This window comes from Methylobacterium sp. XJLW (assembly GCF_003254375.1).
Taxonomy (GTDB): Bacteria; Pseudomonadota; Alphaproteobacteria; order Rhizobiales; family Beijerinckiaceae; genus Methylobacterium; species Methylobacterium fujisawaense.
In genome coordinates, this window is the sequence record NZ_CP016429.1 from 3,453,458 (window position 1) to 3,473,148 (window position 19,691).

Sequence of the window (19,691 nt, forward strand, 5' to 3'; positions counted from 1 at the left end):
CATCCGACATGCTGACGGAGATGAGTCATGGCTGTGAGAGATCTGATCCCCTGGGGCCGCAGCACTAACGCTCCCGTGCCGAGCCGGATGCGGGACGAGCCCGCGAGCCCCTTCCTGACGCTTCACCGCGAGATGAACCGCCTGTTCGACGACGTGTTCAGCGGCCTGGGCGGTGGAGCCCTCGGGCCGGCGATGGGTGGCCTTGGCTGGCCGAGCGTCGAGATGGTCGAGACCGAGCAGGGCTTGCGCGTCTCGGCCGAACTGCCGGGCCTGGACGAGAAGGACGTCGAGCTCACGATCGATGACGGGGTCCTGACCCTGTGCGGCGAGAAGCGCGCCGAGACGACCGACAAGGAGCGCGGCTACACGGAGCGCTCCTACGGCCGCTTCGAGCGCAGCCTCGCCCTCCCGTTCGCCGTGGAGGAGGACAAGGCCGAGGCCTCGTTCAGGAACGGGGTTCTCAGCGTGACGCTGCCCCGCTCGGCCAAGGCGCCGGATCGCGGCCGCCGGATCGCGATCAACGGCGGCACGCCGCAGACGACACCGCACTGATCGGGAGCCTCCCCCATACAAGGCGAGAGAGAAAGGACTGAACGCATGACATGGCGGTCGGCGCGGGCCTGCGGGTCGCGCCGGCTGTCCAACCTTTGCTCAACAGAGGAGGGTTCACATGCAGCAGATCGAGACAACCATCGAACACCTCGGCCCCGTTGCCGCCGCGACGCTCAGAACTTCGGCCGTCGATCCGTTCGAGGCCTTCATCGCGCCTGGCGACGTGTTCCGCCATCCGCGCGAGGTCCTGGCCTATCCCAATCTGTCGACTGCCGAGAAGCGGGCGATCCTCGCCTCATGGGCGTCCGACGTCCGGGCGGTCGAGTCCTGCCCGACCCTGCGCTGCCTGCCCGGCTGCCGCGCCGAGCCGGTGCCGCTCCACGCGATCCTGAGCGCGTTGCAGGCGCTCGACCAAGATACGCCAAATCCGGCGACGGGCGAGGAGCCCGAGCAGCGGTTCCCGCTCGCTTTCCGGTACCGCCGGCTCCGCGACGGAGCGGCTTCACGGGAAGGCCTGAACTGAGACCGGGAGAGACAGGATGGCGACATTCCACCTCAGAGATCGGGCCTGGCGCCCGCCCATGCTGCGGTCCTCGTCGAGAACCGAGCCGCGGCAAGGCGCGAGCATGGCCGTTCTCTGCGACTGGGCGATGTCCACCGCCCTTTGCGTGGGCGTCTCGGCCTTTCTGCCGGCAGCGGTCGTGCCCTGGATTCTGGCCGCGATGCTGAACCTAGCCGGTCTCGTCTGGCTCGGCGTTGCGCTCACGACAGCCGGGCCGCCGTTCAAGCGCGGGCGGTTCACTGCCTGGGACGGGTCGCTGCTCTCCTTTGCCACGAGCTTCGGCGTACAGGCCGCTGCGCGCCTCGGGCTCCTAGGCGCCTGATCAACCCGCCGGATCGAACCTGAAGTTCGTCATGCAGGATCAAGTGATTGGCATCGGTCACAACAATCCGCCCTCGTCGATTCCAGCCGTGCCCTGGCTTGCTCGGAGACGAGCCTACATTCGGCGCCGCGGCCGGTCGGTCGAGACGGCAGGCCGTGCGCACGCGGACGAGTGGGTTCTCACGTTCGAGCGCGAAACGCCGCCCGAGATCGATGACCTGATGGGCTGGACAGGCGGCGAAGACACCCTCGCGACGGAGGTTCGGCTGACCTTTGCCACGAGGGCGGAGGCGGTAACTTACGCGGAGCGCCAGGGCCTCGACTTCGTCATCGGCGCGGCCCCCGGGCGGACCGCTTCGGTCACCCTGGTTCCACCGTGGCAGTGGAACAGGCGTCCCGCTCCGCCCCTGGGGCGGCCGATCAGGATTTTGCCTCGGCCGCAGGCCGCGGACTCCCAAGTCGAGAAGTCCCGTGACCAAGGAGGATTGCCCGACCTAGAGCGGGCCCTCGTGAACCCGGCGGCCGTCTTCGCTACGCCGCAGGATGTCCTGGATCATCCGCGGCTGATGCGCGGGTGCAAGCGCGAGCTCCTGCGCCGTTGGGCCTGGGACGAGTACCTCAAGGAGGTGGCGGCCGGCGAGGGCATGGCGGAGGGCGAGCCGTCTCGTCTCGACGAGGTCAAGGCCGCACTCTTGCGCCTGGGCGAGACGTGGCGGCCCAAGCCGTTCGCGCCGGCCGCGGGCGTTCCGCGCACGTACGGGGAGGCTGAGCTCGCTGCCTGAACGTGCGGGCACATCGATCGGAGCCGATGGAGAGGGCAGGCGCCGCCTGGGCCTGCAGGCATGACGGAAGCAGTCGTCGACGACCTTTGCTTCGAGGAAGGAGGGTCAAAAATGGGAAGGGATTGGAAGGAGCAGCGCGCCGCATTCAACCTTCTGAGCGGGCTTCTGGGACTTGTCCTCGCCGCGACACCGTGGCTGCTCGGTGAGGCCATCGACCCGCTGACGGTCTGGAGCGCGGTGTTCGGGGGCGCCCTGGTGATGCGGCTCGGTTTCTCGGCCGCGCTGGCCTTCCGCGGCTGGAAGGCATGGGGCCAGGCCGTCGGGGGGGCCGGGCTCATAATTGCACCCTGGCTTCTCGGGTGGGACGGCCGTTCGGCGATGAGCTGTGCGCACGTCGTCGTTGGGGCTGCGGTCGTCGCGATCGCGGCAACGGGGCTCAGGAGCGGGAGGGCTCACCGGACATCGCCGCATGACAATCCTCCCCGGGCGGCACAGCCATGCTGACCGGTCTTGTCCTCACGAGCATCGCCGCGGGGGGCCTGACCGTCCTATCGGCGCCCCTGGCGTTCCAGGGGCTGCTCGACCTTCGCTACCCGCAGCCTCGCAAGGGTCCCGACCGTAAACCCGTGCCCCCTCCGCTTCCTGGACGCCGACTGCCAGCGAGCGCCTTCCGGAGAAGGCAACGACGCGGGGATCGGCCGAGGGATGAGACAGGCGGCGGGGATCTGAGCCGGGACGATTGCGGCCTGGATGATGGCCCTGGGTGGCAGAGGGCTGTCGATGAAGCGCGACATCCCGCGAGCAAGGGCCTTTGAGCGTTGCAGGAACAGGCTGTGGGCGAAGACGTGGATGAACCAGTGACCGGACCGGCCAGGGCAGATCGGAACGAAGGGCCGTCCTTCTTCTCCCGACATGTCTCGGCGGCCGCAGACACGTTGCGCGACACGCGCAAGGCGTGGCCTGGTCTGAGCCTCTACGAGCGCTTCGAGGAGGTGGTCGTCGTGGTGCTCACCGGGCTGATCGGCCTGGTCATCGTCGCGGCGATGATCAACCTCTGCTTCCGCGTGGTGCTGCTTGTGATCTTCGGCCTGCTCGACCCTGCCGAGCACAGCGTGTTCCAGGCCGTGTTCGGCATGATCTTCACGGTGCTGATCGCGCTGGAGTTCAACCACTCGATCCTGAGCGTGCTGCACCGGCAAGAGAGCATCATCCAGCTGCGCACCGTCATCCTAATCGCGCTGCTGGCGCTTGCCCGCAAGTTCATCATCCTGGACGCGAGCAAGACCGAGCCACTGACCATCATCGGGTTGGCCGCCGCCGTCCTGGCCCTTGGGGCTGTGCACTGGCTGGTGCGAGACCAGGACCGTAAGGATACGCGACAGCCGGACGGTCCTGCTTAGGCCTGACAGGGAACGGTCCGGCATGGTCGGCCCCGGGGCGGACGCCAAGGGGCTAAAGGCTTGCAACGCTGGCGCGTTCTTCGTGTCAGCCGCGGCGAAACCGCGAAGCCGAAGGTACCTGGGACGATGCGGCGCAGCCCTGGGCGCCGAGCGTGGCAACCCCGGGACAGGTTGCCGGTTGGACGTCGGGTGCCCGGACGCGCATGCATCGCCAGGCCGGCGACGCGGTGGGGGCGGTCGGACGGGAGGATGGCGTGGCTGGGGAAGACGGGATGGGGCCGGCGGCGGTCGACCTCCCGCTGCTGCGCGCAGCGGTCGAGGCGTCCGGGGAAGCCATCCTCATCACCTCCGCCGACCTCGAAGAACCGGGGCCGCAAATCCTGCCTTCACCCTTATGACCGGCTACGAGGCGGTCGAGGTAGTCGGTCGATCGCCGCGTCTGCTGCAGGGACCGGGCACGGACCGGTCCGTCCTCGATCGCATGCGGGCCGCCCTCGAAGCCGGCGAGCGCTTTCAGGGCGAGGCGCTGGAGTACCGCAAGGACGGCTCCACCTACACGGTCGAGTGGCTGATCACGCCCGTCCGAGAGCCGGGCGGGCGCATCACGCATTGGGTCTCGGCGCAGCGCGACGTCACCGAGCGGCGCGCCGGCGAGGACCGGCAGGCGCTGCTGGTGCGCGAGCTGCACCACCGGGTGAAGAACACCCTCGCAACGGTTCAGGCCGTCCTGAACGCGACCATGCGCTCCTCGCTCTCGGTCCCGGAGTTCACCTGCGCCCTATCCGGTCGCATCGGCTCCCTGGCCCGGACGCACGCCCTGATCACCGAGGACCGGGATCAGGCGGCCTCGTTCGAAAGTCTGCTGCGGGCCGAGCTCGGGCCCTACGACGAGCGCGGGCGCCTGATCTTGGAGGGCCCGAGGGTCGTGCTGCCTTCCGAACTCGCCGTTCCGGTCGGCATGGCCTTGCACGAACTCACCACCAACACCCTGCGGCACGGCGCCCTGGCCGACCCGAACGGCCGGCTTCAAGTGACCTGGTCGGTGGAGGACGGACCGGCGGGCCGCGGCCTTTGCTGGACGTGGTCCGAGCACGACGGGCCACCGGTGGCCCATCCCACGCGCGCAGGCTGCGGGCACCGCCTCCTCAACAAGGTCCTGGCGACACAGACGGGAGCCGAGGTCCAAGTCGACTTCGCGCCCGATTCCCTGCGGGTCTCGGTCCGGATACCGCTACCCGGCCCCGCCGCCTGACGGGTTCCGATGCCCGCCGAGGTCCGTTCCCGCTTGTGGCTGGCCTCGGCAGCCGCGTGGGAGCTAGTCCCGGATCAAGCCTAGACCACGCGCAGGAAAGCTGACCGTTCGGCGACTTGGCCAGCCGCCGTCGCGCGCCGGGTCTGGTTGCGTCCGCCTTCCTTGGCCGCGTAGAGCGCCGCATCCGCCGCGCGGTAGACTGTCTCCGCCTCCACGCCCGCCCCGCCGACGCCGCCCGCGAGGCCGACGCTGACCGTGACCGAGCCCGCGCCGATGGCCGCGGAGGCGACCGCGAGCGTCCCGACCATCGCGTGCACCTTCCCGGCGACACGCTCGGCGCCTTCCACGTCGGTATCGGGCAGCAGGACCGCGAATTCCTCGCCGCCGACCCGTGCCACGAGGTCGTCGGGCCGGTGCACGCTCGCCGACAGGCAGCGGGCGAGCCCCTTGAGCACCGCGTCGCCGACCGCGTGGCCGTGCCGGTCGTTGAAGCGCTTGAAGTGGTCGGCGTCGACGATGAGGAGCGACAGCGGCTTGCCCGTGCGCCGTGCGCTGGCCCAAGCCGTCTCGAACACCTCGTCGAAGCGGCGCCGATTTGCCAGGCCCGTAAGGGCATCGGTTTGCGACAAGGTGGCGAGCTCGGCCTGCATCGCGTCCCGGCGCCGCAGCTCGCGTCCGAACGAGAGCGACAGGGTCGCGGTCAGGCCGCACAGCACCAGCACGATCGCGCCGATGACGGCGGCCTTGGCGCGCCAGCCCGCCTCGATGTCGTCGGTGGCGAGGGCGACGTTAAGCACCAGCGGCAGGTCGCCGACCTGGGTGAAGGCGTAGTGCCGCTCGACCCCGTCCCGGACGGAGGTGCCGACGAAGCTGCCCGAAGGGGCGCTCACGAACCGCCTGAAGGTGGGGGCTCCGGCGATGTTCACGCCGATGTCCGCCTCCTCGTAGGGGTGGCGCATGATGCGCGTGCCGTCGCGCAGGTACAGGTTGATCGCGCCCTCGGGGCCGAGGCCGAGCTGGTCGAAGAGCCGGCTGAAGTAGGCTAGCTTCAGGGTGCCGAGCACCACGCCGCCGAAGGAGCCGTCGGGCTTCGAGATGCGGCGGCTGAACGGGAGCATGCGCTCGCCCGTCAGGCGGGAGACGAGCGGCCGCCCGATGTGGAGGCCGACGTCGGTGCGCTCCGCGTGGACGCGGAAGTAGTCGCGGTCGGCGTAGTTGCCCTTGCGGGGCGGCAGCGCCCCGGCGTCGACCGCGATGTTGCCGCGCTCGTCGATCACGAGCATGACGCCCATGTCCCGGGCCGTCGCCGAACGGTCGAACAGGACGAGCTGGCGCATCGCCGGGCTCACCGCGTCGAGTTCGGAGGCGCGGAGGTTCTCCTGCACGCCCTGCAAGGACAGGTCGAAGATCTCGACGTTGCGGGCGATGTCGCGCTCGATGACCTGCAGCAGGTTCTTCGAGGTCTGCTCCGCTTGGACCCAGGCGTCGCGGCGCAGGTCGAGCAGCATCAGGCCGGACACGACCAGCATGCCGAGGGGCGCCAGGACGCCGAGCGCGATCCAGGTGCGGGCGGAGCGCAGCCGCTTCGCGAGGCGGGGCGGCAGGTCCATCGGCGGGCATTCCCCATGCGTTCTCGTCGTCGCATGGTTTCTGGCACACGAAGCCTTACGCCGGCATTACGTGAGGGGCGCCGCGGGACGCCGACGTCGATCGTCGCCTTCGACGCCTACGCTTGGCTTGCGACGGCGACCTCGGGCACCGGGGCCTCGACCGTGAACACCACTCCGCCCGGGCGATACGCGATCCGAGCCGTGCCGCCGAGCTCCATCGCCAGTGCCCGCTCGATCATGCGCGAGCCGAAGCCGTTCCGCTCCGGCTTCGCGACGGGTGGGCCGCCGATCTCCTCCCAGCGCAGCCAGAGGTGCGGTGGCTGCCGTCCCTCCACGATCCCCCAGTCGAGGACCACCCGGCCGGAATCGTTCGACAGGGCACCGTACTTCACCGCGTTCGTCGCCAGCTCGTGCAACGCCATCACGAACGCCAGGCTCGCCCGCGGCGACAGCCAGACCTCCGGACCGGCGACGGTGAAGCGCCTGGCGGCGCCGCTCCGGAACGGTTGCAAGGCCCGCTCGACGATCTCGCCCAGCGTCGCCCCTCCCCAATCCCCACGGATCAGGGCGTCGTGGGCCGCCGCCAGGGACGCGAGGCGCGCGTCGAGTGTCTCGCGGGCCTCGTCAAGGTCGCCCGCGTTGCGCAACGTCTGGTGGGCGATGGACTGCATCGTCGCCATCGAGTTCTTGACCCGATGCGTGAGCTCGTCCGCCAGGAGGCGGCGGTGCTCCTCGCCGCGCTTGCGTTCCGTGACGTCGATGGACACCCCGGCCATGCTCAGAGGCCGGCCCTCCGGGTCGTAGAAGGTCTGTCCGCGGACGTGCAGCCAGCGCTCCTCGCCGTTCGGCGTGCGAGCGCGATACTCGATGTCGTAGTCTCCGCGCCCGGCAATCGAGGTCTGCACCCCCTCCTGCATCCGCTCCCGGTCGTCCGGCACGATGGCGGCGACCAGCTCCTCGTACGGGAACGGCTCGCCCGCGCTCCGACCGAAGTTCTCCTTGCAAATGTCGGACGCCTCCAGCCGGCGGTCGGCGAGGTCGAGCGTCCAGGAGCCGATCCGGCCGGCCTTCAGGGCGAACCGCATGCGGTCATCGGTCCGGGCGAGCTCCGCCTTGCGCCGTGCGACCTCGTCCTCCAACGCGGCGAGCTCGCCTTGGAGGCGCTTGAGCTTGTCCCGCTCCAGCGTGACGTCGAACTGCGAGGCGAAGAAGTGGGTCAGCGCGCCGTTGCGATCGAACACCGGCGAGACGAGGAGGCGGTTCTAGAAGACCTCGCCGTCCTTCTTGTGGTTGAGGAGCTCGATCTCGATGGGCTCGCGTCGCGCGATGGCGTCCCGTATCCGGGTGACGTCGTAGGGGTTGGTCTCCGGACCCTGGAGGAAGCGGCAGTTCCGACCGAGGATCTCCTCCCGGGCGTAGCCGGTGAGCTTCGTGAAGGCCGCGTTGGCGAAGACGATGGGATTGTCGGGCCTGTTTGGGTCGGTGACGATCATCGGCATACGCGTCGCCCGCACGGCGGCGGCGAACGGGTCGGAACTCGCGTCCGACCGCGTCAGCTCCGCGTCGATGCGGTCGTGTTCCCGGTAGTCGGTCAAGATCCTGCCACCACCCCTGGGGACACCTCGGCCCCTCCGATCCGGCGTGACCGTAGCACAAGCCAGATCTGCAGCTCAAAGCTATGCCATGATCGTGCGATGCCGGTGCCGCAAGCTGGGTCGGCTCCCGCTTAGCAGGCGGGCGTCTTCGGGTCCGGCAGACTTCGACGGCCGCGGGATCGGTGTTGTGGACCTGCCCCTAGGTCATGCTTAACGATCTCGCGCGCGGCCCGGACTCCCGTTCACGGGCAACCCACGCGCTCGCTACCTGGTCTTCCTCGGTCGAGCGGCGATGGCCGGCGCCTGGCGGGATCCACGGTTGGGTGGCTCGGAAGGAAACACCCTTCGGCGAATGTGCTAGTACGCGCCCATGCCCGCCAAACCCACCCGCCATCTCACCCTAACGGAGACGCTCGCGGCCTGGATCGACGCCCAGGTCGCCAAGGGCAAGTACCCCTCGACCTTTGACCTTGTCCGCACAGCCGTCCGGATCTTGCGGTCGAGGGACGAAGATGAGTCTGCCCTGCGGCTCGCCTCCTCCGCCCGATCGTCGCACGGCATGGGACGCGCCTAAGTCCATGGTTTCGCAGACATCGGCTTTCCACGACGGCGGCTTCGTGGGCACACGCATGCGCGCCCTTGACTGGTCCGCTACGTCCCTCGGACCGCAGGAGCACTGGCCGCCAACACTTTTGACCCTCGTGCGGGTCATGCTCAACTCACGCCAGCCGATGTTCATCGCCTGGGGCGCGGACCGCACCCTTGTCTACAACGACACCTACGCCCGCATGCTCGGCGAGCGCCACCCCGCGGCCCTCGGCCGGCCGTTCTTCGAGATCTGGCCCGAAGTGCGGGACGAGGTCGGGGAGCTGATGGACCGGGTGTACGCGGGCGAGCCCGTGCACATGGACGACCTGCAACTCACCCTCCACCGCAACGGCTACCCGGAGGAGGCCCACTTCGCGTTCTCCTACACCCCCGTGCCGGGGGACGACGGCACGGTCTGCGGCCTGTTCTGCGTCTGCACCGAGACGACCTCGCAGGTCATCGCCGAGCGGCAGGCGGCGTCCGAGCGCCGGCGACAGGAGGCGCTGCTCCAGCAGATGCCCGGCTTCGTCGCCGTGCTGCGCGGCCCGGACCACGTCTTCGAGTACGTCAACGACGCCTACGTCACGGTGGCGGGCGACCGGGACTACGTGGGGCGCGACGTCCGCGCGGTCTTCCCGGAACTCGCCGACCAAGGGTTTTACGAGCTCCTTGATGAGGTCTACTCCACCGGCGAGCCGTTCGCCGCGCGCGCCCTTCCCATCCGGTTGGGGGACGACGACCGCGACCGCCACCTCGACTTCCTGTACCAGCCCATCCGGAACAAGGCGGGTGCCGTCACCGGCATCTTCGTGGGCGGCTACGAGGTCACCGAGGAAGTCCGTTCGCGGGCCGCGCTGGCCGAGAGCGAGAGCCGCTACCGCACCCTGTTCGAGAGCATCGACGTCGGGTTCTGCATCATCGAGGTGACGTTCGACGGCGCGGACCGGGCCGTCGATTTTCGCATCGTCGAGGCCAATCCGGCCTACGAGCGCCAGACCGGCGCCGACGTGGTCGGACGGTGGGTCAGCGAGTTCGCCCACGACCTCGAACCGCACTGGTTCGACGTCTACGGACGCGTCGCGCTGACGGGCGAGCCCGCCCATATCGAGAACCGGGCCGACGTGTTCGGGCGCTGGTTCGACGTGCGCGCCCTGCGCGTCGGCAACTCGGCCGCGCGCCGGGTCGCCGTGCTCTTCACCGACATCTCCGAGCGCAAGCGAATGGAGGAGGCGCTTCAGGTCCTGAACGGGACCCTGGAGCAGCAGGTCTTCGAGCGCACGGCCGAGCGCGACCGGCTCTGGACTCTATCCGAGGACATGCTGGCCCGGGCCAACTACGAGGGCATGATGACGGCGGTCAGCCCGGCCTGGGGACGGGTCCTGGGCTGGTCCGAGGCCGAGCTCCTGTCGCGGCCCTACTCGTCCTTCATGCATCCCGAGGACATGGGGCCTACGCTGGCCGGCATCGCCCGGATGGGCGAGACGCGGCGGCCGACGCGCTTCGAGAACCGCATCGCCACCAGGGACGGGGGCTGGAAGCCCATCGAGTGGACGGTCGCGCCCGAGGCGGACGGAGCCAACTTCATCGCGGTCGGGCGCGACCTCACCGTCGTGAAGGCGCGGGAGGTTGAACTCGCCTCTGCCCAGGAGGCCCTGCGTCAGGCGCAGAAGATGGAGGCGGTAGGCCAGCTCACCGGCGGCGTGGCCCATGACTTCAACAATCTGCTCACCGTCATCAAGTCGTCCACCGACCTCCTGAAGCGTCCGAACCTCGCCGAGGAGCGGCGCCACCGCTACGTCGAGGCCATCTCCGATACCGTCGACCGTGCCGCCAAGCTCACAGGCCAACTGCTGGCCTTCGCGCGCCGGCAGGCCTTGAAGCCGGAGGTCTTCGACGTTGGCCAGAGTGTCGCGGCCATCACCGACATGGTCGGCACCCTGAGCGGCTCGCGCGTCAGGATCGTCACGGACATCCCGGACGAGCCCTGCTTCGTCGACGCCGACCCGAGCCAGTTCGACACGGCCCTGGTGCACATGGCCGTTAACGCCCGGGACGCCATGGACAGCGAGGGCACGCTGACCATCACAGTCCATCCCGTGGCGGCTATCCCGCCGGTCCGCACCCACCCCGTCGTCCACGGTGCGTTCGTGGCGGTGTGCATCGAGGACACGGGGTCCGGCATCCCTCCCGAGCAGATCGAGCAGATCTTCGAGCCGTTCTTCACCACCAAGGGCGTTGGGCAGGGTACGGGCCTCGGGCTGAGCCAGGTTTTCGGCTTCGCGAAGCAATCGGGCGGCGAGGTCCGGGTCGAGAGCGCGCTCGGCCAAGGCACGACGTTCGTGCTCTACCTCCCGAGGACGGAGGCCGCCGCCGAACCGCCTCCGGCTGAGCCCGAGCCGCTTGTTGACGGGCATGGCATGTGCGTCCTCGTGGTCGAGGACAACTCGGACGTTGGGACGTTCGCAACCCAGACCCTGGCCGAGCTCGGCTACGTCACCGTGCTGGCGACCAACGCCGAGGGGGCGCTGGCCGAGCTGGCCCGGGACGCCGACCGCTTCGACGTGGTGTTCTCGGACGTCGTTATGCCGGGCATGAACGGGATCGACCTGGCGCACCGGATACGGGAGGGTCACCCCGACCTGCCAGTGCTGCTCGCCTCGGGCTACAGCCACGTCCTGGCGCGGAACGGCACCTACGGCTTCGAGTTGCTGCACAAGCCGTACTCGGTCGAGCAGCTCTCACGCTTCCTGCGCAAGGTGGCGAATTGGCGGCGACGGAAGCGCATCGTCGATGGGGTGGCTTGACCCTCGATGCACTCCATAGTGCTTCCAGCGCCCGGACCCGTGTCCGGTCGAGGGCTGGCTCCCACCGGCCGGCTCGTGATCGAAAATCCAAATCCGCTCACGCATCAACAGCGGTCCTTGCGCCGCATGTAGACGAAGGTCCGCAAGTGGCGCGAAGCCGAACAAGGCGCAGGCGAACTCCTGACCCTTTGCAGACCTAGCGGCTGGCCGGATGAGTCGTCTGCTCCGAGCGGAGAAGCAGACCTCCACGGGGCGGACACGACATCAGCATGTCATGGCCCATTAGCATTGGGCTCGTGTGCTGCTCGGCCCGTGCACAGACTGACGATCAAGCTTCTATGATCGAGCGGATCTTGCTGGCCAATACCTCCACTGGGAAGGGCTTGGTGATCATTTGCATACCCGGTTCGAGATGGCCGGCCCCGAAGGCGGCGTTCTCCGCGTAGCCGGTCATGAACAGCACCTTGAGACCGGGCCGGCCGATGCGGGCTTGATCGGCGAGCTGGCGCCCGTTCAGGCCGGGCAGCCCAACGTCCGTGACGAGGAGGTCAATCCGTGCGTCCGACTGCAGGATGCGCAGGCCAGACGGACCGTCGGGCGCCTCCCGCGTGACGTAGCCGAGTTCGCCCAGGACCTCCACGACCAGGGTACGCACGGTATCGTCATCCTCGACCACGAGGACCGTCTCGCCATGTTCAGCACGCGGCGTCTCGCGCCCGGTCGTGCCGGGTTCCTCCGCCTCGCCGTAATAGCGGGGGAGGTAGAGCTTCACCGAGGTGCCCTTGCCGGTCTCGGAGTAGATCTTAACGTTGCCCTCGGACTGCTTGGCGAAGCCGTAGATCATGCTCAGGCCAAGCCCGGTGCCCTGGCCAATGGGCTTCGTCGTGAAGAACGGGTCAAACGCCCGCGCAATAACCTCCGGCGGCATCCCGCTGCCGGTGTCGGTGACGCAGACGCAGACGTACTGCCCAGCCCGCACCCCGACTTCGCGAGCAACGTAGGCGTCGTCCAGGAATGAATTAGCCGTCTCGATGATAAGCCGCCCTCCATCCGGCATCGCGTCGCGCGCGTTGATGGCGAGGTTGAGTATGGCGTTCTCCAACTGGTTCGGGTCGCACAGCGTCAGCCAAAGGCCACCCGCCACGACCACTTCCAAGCGGACGCGCTCGCCCAGCGTGCGGCGCAGCAGGTCGTCCATCGAGCCTACCAGCCGGTTCACGTCCACGGCCTTCGCCTCCAGCGGCTGCTGACGCGAGAACGCCAGCAGGCGATGGGTGAGCGCCGCCGCACGCTGTGCCGAGGCCATGGCGAGGCCGGCGTACCGGGTCAGGTTCTCGGTCCGCCCCTCGTTGATGCGGGTTTGCATCAGGTCGAGCGATCCAACGATGCCGGTGAGCAGGTTGTTGAAATCGTGCGCAATGCCGCCGGTGAGTTGCCCGACGGCCTCCATCTTCTGAGATTGGCGCAGTTGCTCCTCGGCCTGCTCGCGTTCCGCGATGGCCTCGCGGACGCGGGCCTCCAGCGTATCGTTCATCTCGCGCAGGGCGACCTCGGACGCCTTGGTGGCCGTGACGTCGTAGACCACGCCGACGTGACGCATCTCCGCCGAGGCGTCCTCGCGCACCGCCTCGCCGCGGCGGGCGAGCCAGCGCATCTCACCAGTGTCCGCCATCCGGACGTGCATCTCCGCGTAGGGCAGCTCACCGACCTCCCGCACGCCCGGATCGAGCAAGGGGCCGCCCTCGAAGACGAGAGTGTTGACCGCGCTCACCGCCAGCGTCTCGGCCGGCACGACGCCGAGCAGGCTGCAGAACTGGGGCGAGACCTCGACGGTGGCGAAGCCCGGCACGTACTCGAAGGTGCCGATGCGGCCGGCGGTCTGAGCGATGCGCAGCCGTTCCTCGACACGCTTCTGTTCGGTGATCTCGACCAGGGCGCCGGTAAAGCGCATAGGTTCGCCGTCCGCGCCGTATGCGCAGCGTCCACGGGCATGGACCCAGCGGATCGCGCCGTCCGGCGCCTGCAGGCGGTATTCCCGGTCGAAGACCTCGGCGCCATTCAGGATGCCGCTAACCGCGAGGCGCACGCGCGGACGGTCCTGAGGGTGGACGCGATTGAAGAAGACGCCGGTGGGCACTCCAACTGCGCCGACGTCCTGCTCGATGCCGTTGAGGAGCGCGAAGCGGTCGTCGACGTGAAGGCGCTTGCCCGGGATGTCCCAATCCCAGGTCCCTGCGACCCCCGCGGCCGTGAGGGTGATCTTCAATTGCCGCTGGGCGTCGGCGAGACGCCGCTCGATGCCGGCCTGACGTTCGGCCGCGACTTGTCCCTGACGCGCGGGCGTGACGTCGACCTGAGAGGCGAAAAAGTTCAAGAGTTCGCCGGCCTCATCGAAGACCGGGCTGAGGTAGAGCTCGTTCCAGAATGTCGAGCCGTCCTTGCGGTAGTTGAGGAGTTGAACCTTCACCTCCTTCCGACCGGCAATCGCGCCCCGGACCTCGGCCAGGTCGGCAGGGTCGGTATCGGGGCCCTGGAGGAACCGGCAGTTGCGCCCGAGCACCTCGCCGGCCGAGTAGCCGGTCAAGGCGAGGAAGGCAGGATTGGCGAAGACGATGGGGTTATCGGGGAGGCGCGGATCGGTCATGACCATCGGCTGGGGTGCGCGTTCGAGCGCGGCGATGAATGGCCCCGCTGAGCCACGCATCTCCTCCGCCGCTCCGCTCAGGGAAGCGGACGTACGTCCCGGCCCGCGACCCTCGTCGTCGGTCGAATGGGTCACGACTCGGTCTCACCGATGGCCCGCTCGACGAACTCGTCGATCAGGACCTTCAGGCTTTCCAGGGACGGCAGGTCCATCAGCATGGCGATGTACCCTCGGATGTCGCGCTCGCGCACCGCGAAGTTGATGTACAGGAACAAGACCAGAGAATCGGTTCCCTCTTCGCCGACCGGCCGGAAGATCCGCGGACCGTCGCCCCTCATGACCTCCGGCAGCGACATCGTCAGGGTCCGCTGCAGCAGGTTAGCCATCGTCGCGAGGCAGCCGTTCAGGATGACGTTTCCGGTCTCGGTGAGCGCCTCGTCCTCCAGCTCCGCCACCTCGTCCGCGGACAGTTCCTCGCCGGCCACTGCCCGGACGAGCTCGCGCCCGTTTTCCTGCGGGAAAATCAGGAGGGCGCGGCCGGCGAAGGCGCCGGTGAAATCCTGCTGAATGACGACGAGCTCGGACGCCTCCCGCTCCCCGATCATGCGCGCGGCCTGGGCCCGGGACACGATCTCCACGGCCGGCACCGACAGCAGCACCTGAACGCCGATCATCTTGCGTAGGCTGGCGGCAGCCTTGCTGACGCCGATGTTGACGAGCTCGGTGAAGGCGTCGCGCTGCAGTTCGGTGAGATCGACTGTGGCTGCCGTCACGAGGCCGCCCTGCGCAGCCTGAGCGCGGCACCTGATAGGAAGCCGGCGAGCGCCTCCTCGGTGAGCGGCTTCGCGAGGAAGGTGGCGTCGATGCTGCGGGCTCGCGCGATGATCTCGTCCTGGATGTTGGCCGAAACTACGGCGATGGGCATGTTGGGTTTTGCAGCACGTAAGTCTGCGGCGAGTTCGAGGCCGTCCTTTCCGGGCATGTTGAAGTCGAGGAGCGCCACGTCGACCTGACGCTCGCCCATGATGGACTGCGCCGCGTCGGCGTTAGCCGCCTCCGCCACCTCCCAGTCCGGCCTGAGCTGGCGCAGGAGCTTGGCGACCACGAGGCGCGCGAGCTTACTGTCGTCGACGATGAGGACGGTGATCGGCATGAAGGGCGATGCTGCTTGAATTGCGCGCGATACGCTCGGATGCGTGGCGGGAGGTCCCTTATGCGCTGGGGTCGTCGTGGGGCAAAGCCGTAAGTGTCAGGGACGCCGCGTTATCCTGGCTGGAAGGGGGTCAGCCAGCGGGCGACGAACGGGTCGCCGCAGGTCCCTAGCACGTTGGGCCGCAGCCGGAGCAGGACTTGGTACACCGCCGTGTGCATGAGGGTGCAGGCGGTCCAGTCCACCGAGGCGGCCGGGTCTTCAAGGATGAGCAGGGCGAGCGTCTCGGCCTCCTCGACCGGGCAGACCCCTTCCAGGCGTATGGGCGCTCCCGACCCGGCGTCGGTCCGGCGTACGACGGCCATCACCTTTGCTCCCGAGCCATCTGGTCCACCGTCGGTTCGGCCGCGAGCAGGGAGGCTGGGTCGAGCACGAGCAACACGCGGCCGTCGCCGAGAAGGGTCGTGCCTGCCACCCCCGGCAGGGCCGCCACGAGGCCGGATGGCGGCCGGACCACCGCTTCGATGCGGTCCTCGACGCGGTCGACTTCCAGGGCGGCGGTCTCAGGACCCACCCGGATGGCCAGGAGCAAGGCCTCCGGGGCCGCGATGGAAACGTGCACATGCCCCGACAGATCGACGAGCCGAAACACCGGAACGGTTCGGTCCCGCAGGACCGTCGCGCGCCCGCCGGCGACGGCATGGATGGCCGTCCGCGGCCTGCGAACGACCTCCACGACGGCGTCCATCGCGATGCCGTACGATTCCCCGCCCGCTTCGACCACCATGATGCGAGCCAGGGCGACGGTCCGGGGCAGGTGCAGGCGGACCATGGTGCCAAGGCCGACTTGGCTCTCGACCGAGACGCGGCCGCCCATGCGCACCGCCGCCGCACGCACCACGTCCATGCCGACGCCCCGACCCGACAGGGCGCCGACGCTCTCCGCCGTCGAAAAACCCGGCGCGAAGATCAGGTCGATGAGCGCTTCGTCATCGAGTGTCGCGGCCGCCTCGGCCGAGCATAAGCCGCGCTCGACTGCCCGGCTGCGGATGAAGGCCGGGTCGATCCCGCGCCCGTCGTCGGAGACCGACACGACGATGCCGTTGTCGTCCTGCCCGGCTGCCATGCGGATGCGCCCGGCTCCGGGCTTGCCGCCCCGTCGCCGCGTTGCCGCATCCTCCAGGCCGTGGTCGACCGCATTGCGTACGACGTGCAGCAGCGGCTCGAAAAGGTTCTCGACGATGCTCCGGTCCGCCTCCGTGTCCTCGCCTTCGACGTCGAGGACGACCTCCTTCCCGAGGCTGCGCGCGGCCTCGCGCACCGGGCGCGTGAAGCGGCGGAACACCCCTGAGAGCGGCGTGAGGCGGAGCGAGACGGCGCTCCGATGCAACGTCGTCGCGAGGCGCCCGATATTCGCGTCGGCCTCGCGGATCGCGCGGGCCAGCGTGCCCGCATCCTCGCCGGCCTCGGCCTGGGCGGCGAGATGGCCAAGGGCGTTGCGGGCCACGACGAGCTCGCCGACCAGCGCGACGAGGCCGTCGACCCGGGCGGCGTCGACCCGCAGGGTACGGGCCGCGTCTCCACTGGGGAACTCGGTCGCGCCCCTATCCTCCTCGGCACCGGTCAGGGAAGTGGTGTCCGGCCGGCCGGTCAGGACGGCATCGATGGCCGCTCGGAGGGCATCCGACCCGCGTTCGAGCGCCCGCGCGCACTGCTCCGCGTCGACGGAACGGCCAATCGACCGAAGTGCGTTCGCCGCCGCTCGGGCGCAAGCTTCCGAACGGCCCGCGTCGGTGACCCCATCGTGCTCAGCGGCCAGCACGCGGACCTGTTCCGCGAGGATTGCGGCGACGACCGGCGGCAACGTGGGCGCGACCCCGGTCTGAACCTCGCCGACCACGGTCCGTGCGCCGGCCACGGGCATATCAATGACCGTGATCTGGTCGCCGACGAGCCGGAAGGCCGTTTCCACCTCCGGGCGCGGGGCCTCGGTCAGCAGGGTGATGACGAGGTTGCAGGCATAGGCGTCGAACTCCTCGCCCGGTTCCCACGGCGTGGCCGGTTCGACCGAGACGGCCCGCAGGCCGGGTACCTTCCGGACCAGCGCGAGCGGGTCGTCCCCTGAGAAGAAGCAGTCGTTCCGGGGCAGGTATCGCACCGCTGTCAGCGCTTTGCCGCTGACGTCGGCGGGGTCGGCGAGACGGATGGCCCATCCCGGTAACGCTGCCGCATCAGCCGCCTGGACCTTCGCTTTGCGCCCGATGAGCGAACGGTAGCGGTCGGCCAGACCGGCCGCCTCAGTCGCGGCGGTGGCGGGCAACCGCTCCGTCGCCTCCACCGCGTCGGCCCATCGCGCCGTGGCATCGAGGGTCTCCAGCGAGAGGTCGATCAGCTTGGCATCCACCGCGAGAGTCCCGACCCGCGCCGCGGAGAGGCCATCCTCGGCGGCGTGCAGGAGCGCGAACCACGGCGGGTAATCGAACAGGCCGACGGAGCCCTTGAGCGTGTGGAAAGCGCGAAACACCCGGTTCACCGCCTCTGCGTCGCCCGGTGCCGCCTCAAGCGCGAGCAGGTCCTCCGTGGCCGATTGGACGAGCTCGCGCGTCTCGGCGAGGAATTGTTCGAGAAGCTCGTTCACGGGCGCCGTCCTGCGAGCGCCAGGGCATGCGCGGCAAGCGCGTCCTCGGAGAGCGGCTTGACCAGATAGAAGTTCGCGCCCGCGGCTCGCGCCGCCTCCCGGTCGCCGACGCCGGCCTCGGTGCTTGTCATAAGGGCGGGGATGGACCGGATCGGGAGCTCGCGACCCCGCAGGGCGCGGAGGAAGCTGAAGCCGTCCATCTTCGGCATGTTCACGTCCACGACGAGAAGGTCGTAGGTCGTGCTCAGTACCCGTTCCAGCCCCTCTATGCCGTTGAGCGCCTCGTCGACGACGAAGCCCGCCTTCTCCAGGACACCCCGATAGTACATCCGCACCAGGTTCGCGTCGTCGACGACGAGCACGCGGGGGGGCTCGACGGGTGCGGTCGCAGTCTCAGACATGCTCACCCTCGCGCGGCCGCCTATAGACGATGGCGTCATCGTAGCGGCAGACCCTGAACAAAGGGGAGATCCGGCTCATGCTCTCGGTATGGCCGAGGCAGACGAACCCGCCTGGGACGAGGGCATCGAAGATGTTGTCCGCCGCGACGCGTCGAGAGGCGTCGTCGAAGTAGATCAGGACGTTGCGGCAGAATATGACGTCGAACCGACCCTGCGTGGCCATCGCCGCCGCCTCCGTGAGGTTGCAGGGGGTGAAACGCACTGAGCCGCGCAGGTCCGCCAGGATGCGCCAGGCCGGGCCGAGGCGGGTCTCCTCGCGCACGAAATAGCGGGCGACGAGATCCGGGCTCAGCCGCATCAGCGCGCGCTCACCATACCGGCCTTCCTCCGCGGCGGCGAGCGCGCGGGTGTCGATGTCCGAGCCGACGATCTCGATATTGTAGCGGTCGACCTCCGGCCAATTCTCCAGGAGCCAGATCGCCACCGAATAAGGCTCTTCGCCGGTCGAGCAGGGCATCGACCAGATCCGCACGGTCGCCCCTGACGGCTTGTCGGTGACGCGCTCCCGCAGAAGCGCGGAGGTCAGGCAGCGGAGCTGGTGGTCCTCACGGTAAAAATAGGTCTCGTTGATGGTGAAGGCGTTGATGAGCTTCTCGACCTCGCCGTCCGTGTCGGCGCGCAGGCGGGCGAGGTAGATCGCGAACGAGCGGGACGCGGTGGCCTGCATGCGTTCGGCGAGGCGCCGGTCGACGAAATAGCGCTTGGCCGGCGTGAACAGGATGCCGGTGCGCCGGTACAGGAACTCGCAGAAGCGCGCGAAGTCGGCATCGGTAACCGGCGATGTGGGTTCGGACACGCGTTCAACGCCCCGATCCGAGGCGCGCGAGCACGGTGTCGATGGCCTGGGGCAGGAAGGCCTCCGATGAGAACCGGCTCCGGGCGGCACGCAACGACGGCACCGCATCGGACGTCCCGACCTCCGCCAGCACCTCTACAGCTGCACCGCAGACGTTCGGGTGGGTCTCGCGCTCAAGCAGGCGCGCCAGCATGCCATTTGCGGCCTCGGTCGGCTGCGTCCGCACGATCTCGGTGGCGAGCAGCCGGACGTCGGCGTCCGCGTCGGCGAGCAGGCTGGGCAGCACCGAGGAAGCCGCGGCGGGCATCGCCTGGAGCGCCTCGATGCAGGCGTTGCGCAGCGACGCGTCTTCCGAGCGCAGGTGCCGGGCGAGCGCGGCAGCGGCGGATGGATCGGCTATGGCCAGAAGCGCCGCGAGAACAGCTTCACGAGCGCGCGGGTCCTTCTCCGCTTCAAGGGCATTCCCCAGATCGTCCGCCGCCCCGGTGCGGCTGGTGAGGTCGCGTGGGGCGGGGATGGCTGCAGACACGTCCGTG

The 19,691-nt window shown here is 69.0% G+C and carries 18 protein-coding genes and 3 pseudogenes; 10 read left to right on the plus strand and 11 right to left on the minus strand.

The features are described 5' to 3' along the window. Window positions 1-27 precede the first annotated feature (27 nt). The 8 genes from A3862_RS16010 (at window position 28) to A3862_RS16040 (ending at window position 4,869) form a co-directional block, all read left to right on the plus strand. On the plus strand, window positions 28-552 hold the full coding sequence (locus A3862_RS16010) for an Hsp20/alpha crystallin family protein (protein ID WP_111473763.1): 525 nt from the start codon (window positions 28-30) through the stop codon (window positions 550-552). A 118-nt stretch (window positions 553-670) separates the two neighbouring features. Beyond that, window positions 671-1,075, plus strand: coding sequence for a hypothetical protein (locus A3862_RS16015; protein WP_111473764.1), 405 nt, complete (start codon window positions 671-673; stop codon window positions 1,073-1,075). Window positions 1,076-1,178: 103 nt separating this feature from the next. Then, window positions 1,179-1,436 carry a hypothetical protein gene (locus tag A3862_RS16020; protein ID WP_236961316.1) on the plus strand — a complete coding sequence of 86 codons (258 nt, stop codon included), beginning with the start codon at window positions 1,179-1,181 and terminating at the stop codon, window positions 1,434-1,436. 31 nt (window positions 1,437-1,467) lie between these two features. Continuing rightward, window positions 1,468-2,217 (plus strand): NADH dehydrogenase ubiquinone Fe-S protein 4, encoded by a 750-nt coding sequence (locus tag A3862_RS16025; protein ID WP_111473766.1) that lies wholly within the window; start codon window positions 1,468-1,470, stop codon window positions 2,215-2,217. Between the two features lie 60 nt (window positions 2,218-2,277). Then, on the plus strand, window positions 2,278-2,721 hold the full coding sequence (locus A3862_RS16030) for an SPW repeat domain-containing protein (RefSeq protein WP_111473767.1): 444 nt from the start codon (window positions 2,278-2,280) through the stop codon (window positions 2,719-2,721). Window positions 2,722-3,152: 431 nt separating this feature from the next. Then, window positions 3,153-3,617, plus strand: coding sequence for a phosphate-starvation-inducible PsiE family protein (locus A3862_RS16035; RefSeq protein WP_205782353.1), 465 nt, complete (start codon window positions 3,153-3,155; stop codon window positions 3,615-3,617). A 203-nt stretch (window positions 3,618-3,820) separates the two neighbouring features. Continuing rightward, window positions 3,821-4,015, plus strand: a complete 195-nt coding sequence (locus A3862_RS32105; protein WP_236961317.1) for a hypothetical protein — start codon at window positions 3,821-3,823, stop codon at window positions 4,013-4,015. Further along, window positions 4,012-4,869 carry an HWE histidine kinase domain-containing protein gene (locus tag A3862_RS16040; RefSeq protein ID WP_236961318.1) on the plus strand — a complete coding sequence of 286 codons (858 nt, stop codon included), beginning with the start codon at window positions 4,012-4,014 and terminating at the stop codon, window positions 4,867-4,869. Before A3862_RS32105 ends, A3862_RS16040 begins: the two co-directional genes overlap by 4 nt. Window positions 4,870-4,949: 80 nt before the next feature. Here A3862_RS16040 and A3862_RS16045 read toward each other — a convergent pair whose 3' ends face one another. Continuing rightward, window positions 4,950-6,479 (minus strand): sensor domain-containing diguanylate cyclase, encoded by a 1,530-nt coding sequence (locus A3862_RS16045; protein WP_111473768.1) that lies wholly within the window; start codon window positions 6,477-6,479, stop codon window positions 4,950-4,952. Window positions 6,480-6,595: 116 nt separating this feature from the next. Continuing rightward, window positions 6,596-8,074: pseudogene (locus tag A3862_RS16050) on the minus strand (HWE histidine kinase domain-containing protein). 370 nt (window positions 8,075-8,444) lie between these two features. Between A3862_RS16050 and A3862_RS16055 the strand changes: the two are divergent. Both A3862_RS16055 and A3862_RS16060 read left to right on the plus strand, forming a co-directional pair. Beyond that, complete coding sequence (locus A3862_RS16055; protein ID WP_111473769.1) at window positions 8,445-8,648, plus strand: ribbon-helix-helix domain-containing protein; 204 nt, start codon at window positions 8,445-8,447, stop codon at window positions 8,646-8,648. A gap of 4 nt (window positions 8,649-8,652) precedes the next feature. Continuing rightward, window positions 8,653-11,466, plus strand: a complete 2,814-nt coding sequence (locus A3862_RS16060; RefSeq protein WP_164706373.1) for a PAS domain-containing hybrid sensor histidine kinase/response regulator — start codon at window positions 8,653-8,655, stop codon at window positions 11,464-11,466. Window positions 11,467-11,794: 328 nt separating this feature from the next. Here the strand turns inward: A3862_RS16060 and A3862_RS32615 are convergent. The 9 genes and pseudogenes from A3862_RS32615 to A3862_RS16100 all read right to left on the minus strand — a co-directional run. Beyond that, window positions 11,795-13,090, minus strand: a pseudogene (locus A3862_RS32615) (ATP-binding protein); the annotation flags it as partial. Window positions 13,091-13,417: 327 nt separating this feature from the next. Beyond that, window positions 13,418-14,170: pseudogene (locus tag A3862_RS32620) on the minus strand (PAS domain-containing protein); the annotation flags it as partial. 71 nt (window positions 14,171-14,241) lie between these two features. Further along, entirely contained in the window at window positions 14,242-14,883 is a 642-nt protein-coding gene (locus A3862_RS16070) for a chemotaxis protein CheX (protein ID WP_111473772.1), read from the minus strand. Beyond that, window positions 14,880-15,263, minus strand: coding sequence for a response regulator (locus tag A3862_RS16075; RefSeq protein WP_111473773.1), 384 nt, complete (start codon window positions 15,261-15,263; stop codon window positions 14,880-14,882). The genes A3862_RS16070 and A3862_RS16075 overlap by 4 nt, the downstream gene beginning before the upstream one ends. Before the next feature lie 110 nt (window positions 15,264-15,373). Further along, on the minus strand, window positions 15,374-15,625 hold the full coding sequence (locus tag A3862_RS16080) for a hypothetical protein (RefSeq protein WP_111473774.1): 252 nt from the start codon (window positions 15,623-15,625) through the stop codon (window positions 15,374-15,376). Next, the gene (locus A3862_RS16085; RefSeq protein WP_111473775.1) at window positions 15,625-17,898 is read right to left on the minus strand and encodes a chemotaxis protein CheA; all 2,274 of its coding nucleotides are present in this window, start codon (window positions 17,896-17,898) and stop codon (window positions 15,625-15,627) included. Before A3862_RS16085 ends, A3862_RS16080 begins: the two co-directional genes overlap by 1 nt. Next, complete coding sequence (locus A3862_RS16090; RefSeq protein WP_111473776.1) at window positions 17,895-18,299, minus strand: response regulator; 405 nt, start codon at window positions 18,297-18,299, stop codon at window positions 17,895-17,897. The genes A3862_RS16085 and A3862_RS16090 overlap by 4 nt, the downstream gene beginning before the upstream one ends. Then, window positions 18,292-19,155: a CheR family methyltransferase gene (locus A3862_RS16095; RefSeq protein WP_236961320.1), complete on the minus strand. Its 864-nt coding sequence runs from the start codon at window positions 19,153-19,155 to the stop codon at window positions 18,292-18,294. The genes A3862_RS16090 and A3862_RS16095 overlap by 8 nt, the downstream gene beginning before the upstream one ends. 4 nt (window positions 19,156-19,159) lie before the next feature. Further along, window positions 19,160-19,684, minus strand: coding sequence for a HEAT repeat domain-containing protein (locus A3862_RS16100; RefSeq protein ID WP_236961321.1), 525 nt, complete (start codon window positions 19,682-19,684; stop codon window positions 19,160-19,162). Window positions 19,685-19,691: the final 7 nt, after the last annotated feature.

Excerpts from the sequence above, each read along its gene's own strand:
- A3862_RS16010 (WP_111473763.1), top strand. The coding sequence starts at position 28 with ATGGCTGTGAGAGATCTGATCCCCTGGGGCCGCAGCACTAACGCTCCC.
- A3862_RS16015 (WP_111473764.1), top strand. The coding sequence starts at position 671 with ATGCAGCAGATCGAGACAACCATCGAACACCTCGGCCCCGTTGCCGCC.
- A3862_RS16020 (WP_236961316.1), top strand. The coding sequence starts at position 1,179 with ATGGCCGTTCTCTGCGACTGGGCGATGTCCACCGCCCTTTGCGTGGGC.
- A3862_RS16025 (WP_111473766.1), top strand. The coding sequence starts at position 1,468 with ATGCAGGATCAAGTGATTGGCATCGGTCACAACAATCCGCCCTCGTCG.
- A3862_RS16030 (WP_111473767.1), top strand. The coding sequence starts at position 2,278 with ATGACGGAAGCAGTCGTCGACGACCTTTGCTTCGAGGAAGGAGGGTCA.
- A3862_RS32105 (WP_236961317.1), top strand. The coding sequence starts at position 3,821 with ATGCATCGCCAGGCCGGCGACGCGGTGGGGGCGGTCGGACGGGAGGAT.
- A3862_RS16040 (WP_236961318.1), top strand. The coding sequence starts at position 4,012 with ATGACCGGCTACGAGGCGGTCGAGGTAGTCGGTCGATCGCCGCGTCTG.
- A3862_RS16045 (WP_111473768.1), bottom strand. The coding sequence starts at position 6,479 with ATGGACCTGCCGCCCCGCCTCGCGAAGCGGCTGCGCTCCGCCCGCACC.
- A3862_RS16055 (WP_111473769.1), top strand. The coding sequence starts at position 8,445 with ATGCCCGCCAAACCCACCCGCCATCTCACCCTAACGGAGACGCTCGCG.
- A3862_RS16060 (WP_164706373.1), top strand. The coding sequence starts at position 8,653 with ATGGTTTCGCAGACATCGGCTTTCCACGACGGCGGCTTCGTGGGCACA.
- A3862_RS16075 (WP_111473773.1), bottom strand. The coding sequence starts at position 15,263 with ATGCCGATCACCGTCCTCATCGTCGACGACAGTAAGCTCGCGCGCCTC.
- A3862_RS16080 (WP_111473774.1), bottom strand. The coding sequence starts at position 15,625 with ATGGCCGTCGTACGCCGGACCGACGCCGGGTCGGGAGCGCCCATACGC.
- A3862_RS16090 (WP_111473776.1), bottom strand. The coding sequence starts at position 18,299 with ATGTCTGAGACTGCGACCGCACCCGTCGAGCCCCCCCGCGTGCTCGTC.